Annotated in this window: 21 protein-coding genes and 1 other RNA gene; all 22 read right to left on the bottom strand. The window is 68.4% G+C overall.

Translation table 11 applies throughout. The features are described from left to right. Positions 1–12: 12 nt before the first annotated feature. Positions 13–942 carry an AAA family ATPase gene (locus ACN28A_RS09670; RefSeq protein WP_421391273.1) on the bottom strand — a complete coding sequence of 310 codons (930 nt, stop codon included), beginning with the start codon at positions 940–942 and terminating at the stop codon, positions 13–15. Then, the gene (locus tag ACN28A_RS09675) at positions 942–2,216 is read right to left on the bottom strand and encodes an RNA ligase family protein (RefSeq protein WP_421394248.1); all 1,275 of its coding nucleotides are present in this window, start codon (positions 2,214–2,216) and stop codon (positions 942–944) included. Before ACN28A_RS09675 ends, ACN28A_RS09670 begins: the two co-directional genes overlap by 1 nt. 14 nt (positions 2,217–2,230) lie before the next feature. Next, on the bottom strand, positions 2,231–2,848 hold the full coding sequence (locus ACN28A_RS09680; protein WP_421394251.1) for a WhiB family transcriptional regulator: 618 nt from the start codon (positions 2,846–2,848) through the stop codon (positions 2,231–2,233). After that, positions 2,841–3,209 (bottom strand): hypothetical protein, encoded by a 369-nt coding sequence (locus tag ACN28A_RS09685; RefSeq protein ID WP_421394254.1) that lies wholly within the window; start codon positions 3,207–3,209, stop codon positions 2,841–2,843. Before ACN28A_RS09685 ends, ACN28A_RS09680 begins: the two co-directional genes overlap by 8 nt. Positions 3,210–3,263: 54 nt before the next feature. Next, the gene (locus ACN28A_RS09690) at positions 3,264–3,689 is read right to left on the bottom strand and encodes a hypothetical protein (RefSeq protein WP_421394257.1); all 426 of its coding nucleotides are present in this window, start codon (positions 3,687–3,689) and stop codon (positions 3,264–3,266) included. An 18-nt stretch (positions 3,690–3,707) separates the two neighbouring features. Then, positions 3,708–3,785: hammerhead ribozyme type II (locus ACN28A_RS09695), an RNA gene on the bottom strand. A 24-nt stretch (positions 3,786–3,809) separates the two neighbouring features. Beyond that, a complete protein-coding gene (locus ACN28A_RS09700) occupies positions 3,810–4,235 on the bottom strand; it encodes a hypothetical protein (RefSeq protein WP_421394259.1) in 426 nt (141 codons plus the stop codon). Between the two features lie 92 nt (positions 4,236–4,327). After that, positions 4,328–4,837, bottom strand: coding sequence for a DUF2637 domain-containing protein (locus tag ACN28A_RS09705; RefSeq protein WP_421394262.1), 510 nt, complete (start codon positions 4,835–4,837; stop codon positions 4,328–4,330). Between the two features lie 28 nt (positions 4,838–4,865). After that, positions 4,866–5,159 carry a hypothetical protein gene (locus ACN28A_RS09710; RefSeq protein ID WP_421394264.1) on the bottom strand — a complete coding sequence of 98 codons (294 nt, stop codon included), beginning with the start codon at positions 5,157–5,159 and terminating at the stop codon, positions 4,866–4,868. Positions 5,160–5,309: 150 nt separating this feature from the next. Further along, positions 5,310–5,567, bottom strand: a complete 258-nt coding sequence (locus ACN28A_RS09715) for a hypothetical protein (RefSeq protein ID WP_421394267.1) — start codon at positions 5,565–5,567, stop codon at positions 5,310–5,312. Positions 5,568–5,588: 21 nt separating this feature from the next. Continuing rightward, positions 5,589–5,816 carry a hypothetical protein gene (locus ACN28A_RS09720; protein WP_421394269.1) on the bottom strand — a complete coding sequence of 76 codons (228 nt, stop codon included), beginning with the start codon at positions 5,814–5,816 and terminating at the stop codon, positions 5,589–5,591. Between the two features lie 485 nt (positions 5,817–6,301). Further along, positions 6,302–6,544 (bottom strand): hypothetical protein, encoded by a 243-nt coding sequence (locus ACN28A_RS09725; RefSeq protein WP_421394272.1) that lies wholly within the window; start codon positions 6,542–6,544, stop codon positions 6,302–6,304. Positions 6,545–6,659: 115 nt separating this feature from the next. Further along, a complete protein-coding gene (locus tag ACN28A_RS09730) occupies positions 6,660–7,136 on the bottom strand; it encodes a hypothetical protein (protein ID WP_421394275.1) in 477 nt (158 codons plus the stop codon). After that, complete coding sequence (locus ACN28A_RS09735; RefSeq protein WP_421394278.1) at positions 7,133–7,330, bottom strand: hypothetical protein; 198 nt, start codon at positions 7,328–7,330, stop codon at positions 7,133–7,135. The genes ACN28A_RS09730 and ACN28A_RS09735 overlap by 4 nt, the downstream gene beginning before the upstream one ends. Next, positions 7,327–7,920 carry a hypothetical protein gene (locus ACN28A_RS09740; RefSeq protein WP_421394280.1) on the bottom strand — a complete coding sequence of 198 codons (594 nt, stop codon included), beginning with the start codon at positions 7,918–7,920 and terminating at the stop codon, positions 7,327–7,329. The genes ACN28A_RS09735 and ACN28A_RS09740 overlap by 4 nt, the downstream gene beginning before the upstream one ends. Positions 7,921–7,922: 2 nt before the next feature. Beyond that, positions 7,923–8,102: a hypothetical protein gene (locus ACN28A_RS09745; RefSeq protein ID WP_421394282.1), complete on the bottom strand. Its 180-nt coding sequence runs from the start codon at positions 8,100–8,102 to the stop codon at positions 7,923–7,925. Positions 8,103–8,104: 2 nt separating this feature from the next. Next, entirely contained in the window at positions 8,105–8,272 is a 168-nt protein-coding gene (locus ACN28A_RS09750) for a hypothetical protein (protein WP_421394284.1), read from the bottom strand. A 172-nt stretch (positions 8,273–8,444) separates the two neighbouring features. Next, positions 8,445–8,675 (bottom strand): hypothetical protein, encoded by a 231-nt coding sequence (locus ACN28A_RS09755; protein ID WP_421394286.1) that lies wholly within the window; start codon positions 8,673–8,675, stop codon positions 8,445–8,447. A 16-nt stretch (positions 8,676–8,691) separates the two neighbouring features. Further along, positions 8,692–8,910 carry a hypothetical protein gene (locus ACN28A_RS09760; RefSeq protein ID WP_421394289.1) on the bottom strand — a complete coding sequence of 73 codons (219 nt, stop codon included), beginning with the start codon at positions 8,908–8,910 and terminating at the stop codon, positions 8,692–8,694. 97 nt (positions 8,911–9,007) lie between these two features. Continuing rightward, positions 9,008–9,361: a hypothetical protein gene (locus ACN28A_RS09765; RefSeq protein WP_421394292.1), complete on the bottom strand. Its 354-nt coding sequence runs from the start codon at positions 9,359–9,361 to the stop codon at positions 9,008–9,010. Positions 9,362–9,435: 74 nt separating this feature from the next. After that, the gene (locus ACN28A_RS09770) at positions 9,436–9,624 is read right to left on the bottom strand and encodes a DUF7417 domain-containing protein (RefSeq protein WP_421394294.1); all 189 of its coding nucleotides are present in this window, start codon (positions 9,622–9,624) and stop codon (positions 9,436–9,438) included. 99 nt (positions 9,625–9,723) lie between these two features. Beyond that, positions 9,724–10,104 (bottom strand): hypothetical protein, encoded by a 381-nt coding sequence (locus ACN28A_RS09775; RefSeq protein WP_421394296.1) that lies wholly within the window; start codon positions 10,102–10,104, stop codon positions 9,724–9,726. Positions 10,105–10,112: the final 8 nt, after the last annotated feature.

The following is a 10,112-nucleotide window of genomic DNA, read 5'->3' on the forward strand; positions in this document are numbered from 1 at the left end:
CTCCTTGTCTGCTCAGAAGTCGCCCGGAGCGACCTGGAACACGGTCAGGCCCAGGGACCGCCACATGTCCACGACCTGCTGTCGGTCATCGAAGACGCCGACCACGTTGTAGCTGTCGCGGATGTGCTTGTTGAACAGCTCCCGCTTGACCGTCGAGTCCTTACGGGTGTCGCCAGATGCCCGCATGTGCAGCGCCGTGAACGGCACATCAACGTGCTCGATCAGCCACTTCTCGGTGGCCCCTCGGCAGGCATCCGTGCGGCCGGAGCAGAAGATCACGAGATAGTCGGCCGCGTGCATCGCCCGAACCGCCTCGATGACCGCCGGGTTCGGCCGGTCCTCGTGCACCCGCGACTCATCGAACGGCGACCGCGCGCACATCAGCGCCACCGTGCCGTCGATGTCCACGATGACGGCCTTCGGCTTGTCGAGCAGTGGCACATACGGCACCATCGAATCGAGCGCGTCGGACACCTCGATGGGCAACGGCAACGGCCACGGCTTGCCGTGCACGAACCGACGGTGGAAGTCCCGGATCACCTCAGCGCCCACGTAGGCGGGCGCGGTGCGCTGCTTGTCCCGCTCGATGCACTCCTCCACGGGCACGTCGGTCAGGTCCCATACCTCGAAGTCGGCGCCGGCCAGCGTCGCCAGCCGGCGCAGGTCCCGAGCGGCGCGGGTGGGTAGGTTGGTGTCGTCGTCAACAACGTCGATGCCAAGGCGCAGCAGGTGGGAGATGCTGGCGTCGCGGATGGCGATGATGGCCTTCTCGGTGCCGGGCGACTCGCCGCCCTGCTTGATGTAGGTTCCGGCGTGAGCCATCTGCCGCAGGTCGTCGCGGTTGACCCGAGCCCGGCGGACCGGGTCGGAAGCCACCCACAGCTTGGCCTTGGTGGTCTTGCCGGAACCCGGAAGCCCTCGGGTGATGATCAGCTTGGGCATCAGGCGACCGCCTCCAGGTCTCCGACCTCCTGGTCCAGGAGCTTTGTCTCGTGCCGCAGGAACTCCGGGCTCTTGGCCTTCAGGACGAGCGGTGTGATGCCCTCGACCCGCAGGCACACGCCTTCGTCCACCATGGACCCGTCCGTGGGCACGGCACCGCCGAGGTCGAAGCCCTGGTCCACGAGGCGCACGTCGAGGAAGTTGTTGGCCACCCAGTGCTCATCGATCTCGTACCCGTGGGCGCCGGCCAGTTCGGGCACCGTGTCCAGGCCGACCGAGGCGCAGAACTCCTGAACTGCCGGCCAGCTCAGGTCGATCTGCCGGCCGTCCTCGTTGATCGTGGTCACCCGGTAGATGTAGAGCTGATAGCCGCCCTCGGGGATGCGGTAGGTGTAGCCCTTCTGGATCGGGGTGTTCGTGTCCGGCACCCAGCCGATGACCTCGCCGTAGACGATGAACCCCTTCGGCAGCAGGCCCTTGAGCTGCGAGCCGATCTGGGAATACAGGTCGGTGCCGTAGAAGTCGTGGCCGGACGGATTGTCCGGGTCCTTGACCACGTTGCGCGAGCCGTAGACGTACGCCCACTCCCGCTCGACCACTCGCACCCCGAGCAGCTTGGCGATCCGCTCGCGCCAGGTCAGCTTGCGCTGCACCAACGTGTGACCGATCCGGATCGACGTACCGTGCAACTTCTGGGTGATCACGACGTGATCGGTCGGCCCGATGGCGTCGGCCATCCGGAAGTAATTCGCCGTGTCGAAGTGTTTCGGGAACAGCCGCTCATCGACCCGGGGCTCCCGCTTCGTCCTGACCTGCTGGCCGGCGCCGCGCTCGCGCGGGGGCCGGATCTCGTACTTCCGGCAGATCTCGTTCCCGTCGAGCGTGTCGAAGGTGTCGCCCTCCTTGAGCTGGTCCCACTCGGTGAAGAACCCCGAGAGACTGGACAGCGGCATGAACAGGGCGTCGCTGCGGTGACCACGGAACTTCAGCGCCTTGACCCGGCGGTTGTCCTCCAGGTAGCCCTTCTTGCTCGGGTCGGCGTTCAGCTCCGCGTGCCGGTGCAGGCCGTTGGCGGCGGCGTACGCCAGGCTGAGCTGGGTCTCGGCGCCGAACAGGATGCCGAGGTCCCCCTCCTTGATGTCCTTCGAGACGATCGCCTGGTAGCCCAGGAGCGGGACGCCGACCACGTTGTCGCAGTTGGCGAGCTGGTTGATGTGTCGCACCCGGACCACGGTCGCGGCGTAGTTGATGTTCTTCGGAGCCTGCAACTTCACTCGATTCTCCCCCTTCACGCTGCCTCCATCTCTCGCGCCCGCTTTCGATACCGCTTCACGGTGCGCTCGGAGAGCTTTAGCTCTTTGGCGATGGCCTCGGCGGCCATGCCCTTCTTGGTCATTTGGGCCACGAGAGCCTGATTCCTCTGAAGGTCCTTTCTGTACTTGGTGTTGGCGAGATTTGTTGGTGGGCGGTCCGCCAGATCTCCCTTTCGGGCGGCGCGGGTACGGACCACCTCTCGCCGACTGATCGCCAATTCATCGGCTATGTCGGTGGCCGAGGCCCCCGCCAAGGTCAGCTCAACCACGCGGCTATCGAGCCCGTGTGGGGGCGGCACGGCTGGAGCGGCCGGCACCGCCAGCCCTCTGCGAGCCCGGTCGGCCAGGGCCTCAACGTCCAGCCGCTCGCTCTGCGCCTCGGCCGCCTCCTGCGCCGCGCGGTACTCCTCGGGGTGCATCTGCTTGCGGTCCAGCTCGGTCAGCCCGCCCCAGACGCCGTGCTCCTCCTGGAGTCCGGCCTGGAGGCAGTCCCATCGGGCGGGGCAGCCCACGCACAGGGCTGCCGCCGCCTTCTGGTCCGTCCGCCTGTCACTGAAGAACAGCTCGGGGAAGCTCTGGCATGGGTCAGCCACGGCGCTCGCCCTCCGCACCCCCCAGCTCGCTCAGGTCGAGCCCGACGTCGAGGAGCATGTGCTCGGCGGCGGTGGCCACGGCCTGGTCGACCAGCGCCTTCATGCCCTCGGGGGAGAGCCGGGCCATCGCGGCCCCGTAGAACAGGGGCAGGTCGGGGCCGTACGTCATGGCCAGCGCCACCCGGCCGACGCCCTCGATGATGCAGCCCGGGTCGGGCTCGTCGTGGCCGGCGAGGATCCGTTTGTCCGCCTCGCTGAGGCCGATCGAGTCGACCAGTTCGGCCAGGTTGCTGAGGATCGCCTCGGCCAGCTTGTCGGGCTCGGCGTTGTCGTCGGCGGGGATGGTGGGGTCGGTGTTCATCTATGGCTCCTTGCCGTCGTTGCCGCTTGTCGGGGGCTGGTTGGGCGGGCGGGGTCAGCCCTCGTCCGACTCGTCCTCGTGCAGCTCCGCGATCTCGTCGTTGCCGTGCTGCCGGGCCTCACCCCAGGTCGAGCCGCCGTCCTGGTGCTCCTGGGTCGCCTGCAAGAACGCCTCGGCCTCGTCGTCCAGCTCGACGCGCTCGCCGTTGGGGCCGGAGATCCACTCGTCCAGCTCGTTCGCGCCGATGTCGCTGGCCTCGGGCAGGCCGGTGAACCCGCCGAGCGTGAAGGCGGTGCCGACAAGGCAGCCCACCTCGGAGCGCGGGTCGTCCGCGTCGAAGCGCTCGGGCTGCGGGATGTAGTAGCAGCCGGTGAACGGGTTGCTGCTCTCGTTGTAGACGAAGCCCTCCCCGTGCCGCTCGATCGCCTTGTCGACCAGCTCGCGGGCCTTCTCCAGGTTGATGATGATCTTCTCGCTCATGTCCAGCTCCCTCGCCGTGTTGGGCTGCCTCATCAGGTCCCGGGAACCCATCCCGGGCACGACCGCTGGCGCCCCTCCACGCCAACGGTTTCGGCATGCGGTCTCAGTATCGGTTTGGAGTCAGAAGTACATGGCCCGAGTCCGACGCGAGGTCTCGGCGTCGACGGCGACCCCCTGGAAGACCCGCTCGGCGTGCTGTCGGGCCGCACCCCAGCTTCCGCCGTCGTCCTGGATCACCTGGGCCGCCCGGAAGTAGAGCCCGGCCATCGCGGTCAGCTTCACCTGCTGGTCCTCCAGGTAGCCGCCCAGGGCCGTGGCCACGTCGCCCCAGTCGTAGACCTGCGCCCCGCCGATCTTCAGGGCGGTGCCCACGAGGCATCCCCGCTGCCGGCTCGGAGCGTCCGCGTCCGCGTTGACGTTGGGGACGTAGAGGCAGTTCGGCCCTCCGCCGGGGTTGTAGACGAAGTCCTCCCCGGCTTCCTGGATGGCCTTGTCGACCAACTCGCGGGCTTCCTGGAGGTCGATCACGCGCAGTTCGTTGTCCATGTGCCTCTCCTTGGTCTCATTCTCAGTTTGGTGTCAAAGAGAGGGCCGGCGGAGCCGGCCCGTCCCTCGGGTGTCCGTCTTCGTTGCTGCGGTCAGGCAGAGGCCGTCCGCGCCACTCGCACTCGCCTGCGGGACTCCGCCGGAACCGTCGCGCCGGCCGGCTGAGCGGCCCGCTTACGCTTCGGCTTGGCCTCGCCCCAGTGCAGCACCGCGCCGGTCAGAACGACCGCCACGGCGGGCCACACGGCCACCGCGTACCCCACGGTCGTCGGCTCGGCCGCCAGCACGTTGCCGGCCAGGGTGGCCAGCACGCCGGCCCCGAAGCCGGCCATCGCAAACGCCTTGGCCAGGGGCGTCCGGGCTCGGGTGATGTAGCGCGCGGCCACGATCACCAGACCGTCGACCGACAGCGGCGTGATTGCCGCGCTCACCTGGTCGTACCCGTGCTCCAGGAGCACGTGCCGGATGTGCCAGTAGCTCACGTACAGCGCCACGCCGGCCACGAGTAGCGCGGGTGACTGGTGGGTGAACGCCTTGCCCCGCTCCGAGCGGAGCCAGCGGCGGAACTTCTGCCACCTCGTGGGCGGCCGTCTCGGTGCCATGTGGTGCCTCCCGTTCAAGTAGCTGGCTTCAGAACCGCTCGCCGGCCCGCACGCGCTCGGCCATCCTCTCGGCGAACTCGCGCACGTTGCGCGCCTGACGCTCGATGACCTCCATGAACTGCGCCAGTTGGTCCCAGCGCTCCGGCTGGTTCTCTGGTCGCTGGTCGCCGGTCGCCTGAATCAGGCGGCTCCTGCCGTCCCGCTCCTCCGTGACGTATCCCGGGCCATCCCAGATCCGGTGCATGTCGGTGGCGTTGTTCTTGATCGCCTTGATCACTTCGTCGGCGATCCGGCGCGGGTTGCGCTTGCGCTCGCGGGCCACCGTCCTCCTTCCTCGTTCAGCTCGGTCACACTATCAGTCTCAGTATCAGTTTGCAAACCCGCAGGTCAGGTATGCCCTCGCTCCCGGCATGAGCAGCGAGAGCCGTAGCAGAGGTAGCACCTCCCCAGGAAGCAGGCCCAGCACATCGGGCTAGATCCCGACGAGGACGTGCGACCGGGGGAACGTCCAGGTCCCCGCGCTGGTCTCCACCTCGATGCCGAGGGCGCCCCGGTCGGTCGTCGTGACCACCTTGACGGCGGTCTTCAGGGCCTCGTTCCTGCCGTCCGGATCGGCGACGATGTCGCGGTTCAGGTCGATCAGGTTGCCCTCCTCCAGCTCGTAGGGCCGGCGTGGGCGCAAGCCCCGGTACGGCAGCTCGGAGATGCGGGTGTCTTGTGCGTGCAGCATGTACTTGGTCCCCTCGGTGGCTCAGATGGTGGCCAGGGTCAGGCCCGGCCGCTCGATGTACTCCTCGATGTTCACGACGGGCTCTCCGCCCGAGGTGACCTCCCACTCGACGCCGGCCCGGTCGCCGGCCGTGTGCCCGTAGGACACCTCCGCCGCGACGTCGCGCAGCCGGTTCGCAACCCACTTGGCCGGGTCGAACTGGTCGCCCTCGGCCAGGTTCAGCTCAACGGTAATGACGATGTTGCCCATGACGATGCCCCACCTTCGGACTCACTATCGGTTTAGGAGCAAAGAGAAGCCCACGCACTCGGCCACCGAAGTGAGCGAACGCGTGGGCTAGCGCTGATTGCTCCCCTGCCCGCTCACCGGAGTGAGCGGGGTAGGCAGCCCGTCAGCGGTATCGCGTGGTCTTGCGCGACATGAACCAGTGGAAGAACCAGACGAAGCCCCACAGGCCAGCCGTGCACAGGGTCAGAATGGCGTGGATTGTGTGGACGCCGCCGCTCAGCCCGGTCCGCGCAACCCTCGGGTAGGCCGGCACGGGCTGCGGTGGAGGGGCTGGCGGCGGCGCCTGGTAATACGGCTGTTGCGGGGCGGGGTACTGCGGCTGCGGTGCCTGGCCGCCCGGGTAGCCCTGGTACGGATTCGGGCCGGTCACTGCCTGCCTCCAAGTCGGATCGATCACATCGGCCCGACAATGGTACGTGCGGCACGCAACACCCCACCCCGCTTTGTCACCCCTCCGAGATCTGGTCCAGCTCGAACTCCGAGTTGGTCACGTCGGCCAGCTCCTTGAACCGCTCGGTCAGCCCGGCCGTGACGCTCGGCCAGTCCTCGTCGTCGTGCACGATCTTGCTCAGCTCGTCCAGGCTGACGCCCAGGACGCGGGCCGCCTCCTCGGCCTCCAGCTCCAAGTCGTAGTTGGTGGTCTCGGTCGCGGTGACGTAGACGGTGTCGCTCGCGCTGAGCTTGGGCATGTGACATCTCTCCTCGCGTCGTTCCGATCCCTCCGCACGGAGGTGACGCCCGCCCGCCCCAAGGCAGAGCGAGCATCATTAACGTGCGGTCAGCATCGCCTGGTCTCACTATCGGTTACGAGCGCCAGTCCTGGCGCAGCTTGTTCCTCAGCCACGCCTCATCCCGGTCGATCGTGGCCCCCTTCAGGGCCTCGTAGTGCACGAGGACGTCGCTGCTCCCCTCCAGCTTCGTCAGCCCGGCCTTCTCCCACATGCGGAAGTAGAGACCGGCAGCACTCTCCCTCAGTGGCCCGGCCTGACTGGTCTCACACAGGGCGATGCAGCACTCGGCCGCCGTGCCCGGTCGCGTGTCCTCGCCGGCCGCCACCCGATCCAGCAGCTCCCGGCAGTGCGCCCGATACGTCATCTCGACGCGCATCAGGTCGTGGGTCGGCTGGAGCAGCAGGAAGCTTTTCCAGATCCGGTCGTCGGCCTCGGGGTGACGCTTCCGCGCCGCCTCGATCTCCTCCTCGGCCCACTCCATCGCCGCGAAGGCGGATTCGAGCTGGCCCATCAGGTCGCCCATCAGGCTCTCGATGAATGGCGTCGTCACGTTGCCTCCTCGGTGATTTCGTCCTCCCATCCGTGCTCGACGCACCACACGGCCGGCGGTTTGACCTCTCCCCACGGCCCGGTCCACCCCTGAAGGCGAATCGGGCCGCGCGTCCCGTCGGCGTAGTCGAAGTCGTAGTCCTCCCGCGTGTGGCCGGGCGGCAGGACGTTCGGATCCTTCAGCTCTCCCTTCACTCGGTTTCGACTTCCACCGCCCGCACCCGCTCGCCGTAAGGCGAAGCCACGCGAGCGTTTGCCGCCTTCTCGGCCAGGTCGCGCCGGCTGTGCCAGGAGGCGACGCCCCAGCCGCGCAGGTACTCGGGCAGCTCCCTCTTGCCCTCGCTCACGGCCTTGGCCTCTTCGTCCCACGCCTTGGCCCGACCCAGCTCGGTCTCGACCTGCTTCCGCGCCACCTCGACCAGGTACGCCAGGGCCGGCGTGATCTGCTCCTCCGGGTAGCCGTGCCGGACCTCGCCGGCCGAGCTGGCCCAGGTGTAGATGTCCGTGCCGGCCAGGGTGGCCGCGTGCGAGAAGTAGTCGGTCCCGTCGCTCAGCGACCGGCCGAGCCGGCGATCCCGCAGGCTGAGCCGTGGGTTCTCCAGCGCCCGGCTGATCCGCTCGGCCGTTTTTCGCGCCTTCTCGGACAGGTGCGCGAGGTGCTGCACGTACCGGGCCGGATCACCCGGACCGACCTGCACCGCGTGCGTATAGGTCATGGTCGCGCTGGTGCGCTTGCTGCGCGTGCCGTCCGGATGGGTCACGTAGGTGGTGCGTCCCTTGGCCATGCTCAGCCCTCCGCTCGCTGGTCCGGCCACTTCGCGTACTCCATGGCGTCGTGGATGTCGTCGGCCAGGTCATCGGCCTCGCCGGGCGAAAGGATGGCGATCGTGGTGCCGTTCCACTCGATGAGCACCCGCCCCGCGTGCTCTCCGCCATCCGGCGCCCATACCCGAATCGGTCCCGCCATGCTCAGTCCTCCCCCTGCTCGTTCTGGGCCTCCCGCTGCCACGCCCGGCGCTCCTTGCGCTTGACGCGCCTTCGCAGGCGGCGCTTCCCGCCGTCGACCTCCGTCTCGTCGCGCCAGAAGCCCAGTCCGGCCGCACGGGCGCGCAGCATGACCCCCCGGCTCTTGGCCACCGTCAGCCCTCCTCGATTCGAGTGATCGCGTCACCCTCAGCGGCGGCATTCGCCGCACAGACCGCGCAGACTCGGGCGCCAGCGCCGAGCAGAAAGGCGGCCGGTAGCCCGCACTCATAGCAGGGGCCATGCCTGTCGTCCCAGGCCAGCAACACCTGAACCACGGCCACGGTCAGTCCTCCTCGTAGTGCGTCTCGCCGGCCAGCCGGACGAATGAGCGACCCCGCCCGTTGCCCTGCGATGCGGCGTCCCAGCGACAGTCGGTCTCCTGGTCCTCGGTGGCGCACAGCGTCAACCTCGGCGCAGGCGGAGCCTCGGGCTCGCTCGGCTCCGGTCGCGCCAGCGCGTACCCGAGCCCGCCGGCCAACGCCAGCACGAGCAGCAGGCCGATCAGCTTGCGCATGACTCCCCTCCTGGTCTCAGTCATTGATGCCCAGCAAGACAGCCGGGCCGAGGTCGCGGTACCACTCCTCCAGCGCCTCTCCGTCCGGGTCGTAGCCGGCAATTGCTCCTCGGTCGTCCAGGGGGACGGCCTCGTCGGTCGAGTCCTTGACGACGGCAACGATGCAGTCGCCACCGCTTTCCTTGCGGACCTCCTGAAGGGCCGCGATCAGTTCATCCACGGATACGGTCGCCATGGGGGTCCGCTCTCCTCTCGGGTTGCCTCGTCAGGCGTCGGGCACCCATCCCGACGCGACCGATACCGAGCCGGATGGTCTCAGTATCGGTTTCGGCTCAGAGGTCGCGCTCGATCAGGTCGGCCAGCTCCGCGAAGGTGAATTGGCCGCTGTCGTTGTGGATGGTGAGCGGCGCGGCCGGCGCACCGACCGACGGGATGGTGCTGTCCAGCCCGGCCCACTCGACCACCGACGGCGGCAGCACGGCGCTCGCAACGCCGTAGTAGTGGAACCCGTGGTCGTTCGGCTGAGACTGCTCGATCACGCCCGCCCTCACCGCCACCTCGCAGAGCACGCCCAGGCAGCAGTACCGGTCGCCGCTCGGAGTCGTTCGACGGAGCGCCCCTTCCCCCTGCGCGAACTCGCCCGACCGCAGCGCCGCGACCCACTTCCGCTTGACTTCCTGCTTCATCTGGTCCCCTCTCGACGGCAGCCTCATCAGGGGTGACACGCCAGGTCACCCGACCCCCGAAGGGGTTTCGGCATCTAGCTTGTGGGCGCCGCCACCAGGCCGGCATCGATCAGGTCCCGCGCGGTCCGGCCGTAGGTGCCCTGGAGCTGCCACGCCAGCCCGGTGTCCACCAAGTGCTGGAACAGCTCCACCACGTCCTCCTCCCCCAGCTCTCCCTGCTCGAAGGCGATCACGCGGTCCAAGAAGTCGTTTGCAACGGCCACGCGCATTCCTCCCCTCTCCTCGGCGGCCTCGTCAGCGGAGGGATGCCAGCCCTCCGGACCGCGAACAAGGCACGCTGGCCCCGCTGGCGGTTTCGGCGGTCAGAGTTCGCGCTCGATCAGGTCGGCAAGCTGGTCGAACGTCCAGCCCTGGTTGTCGTTCCGGTCGGCCAGGGTCAGCCCGTGGATCACCGGATTGAAGTCGCCCAGCCCGGCCCACTTCACCACCGCGTCCGGAAGGACGCCGTGCACCGTCCGGTCCGGGTCGTTCTCCTCCGGGTTGTCACTCAGGTGCGGGTCCGGGTATTCGTAGAGCCCGTGCTCGTCCTGGGACGCGGGACCGATCACGCCCTCCTTGACCGCGATCTCGCAGAGCACCCCGAGGCAGCAGTACCCCTCGGCGGTCCTGAGTCGGGACGCGCCCTGCTTGAACTCGCCCGACCGCAGGGCCGCCGTCCACTGATCCTTGATCTCCTGCTTCACGGTTCCTC

It is taken from the genome of Plantactinospora sp. WMMB782 (assembly GCF_049179135.1).
Lineage (GTDB): Bacteria > Actinomycetota > Actinomycetes > Mycobacteriales > Micromonosporaceae > Plantactinospora.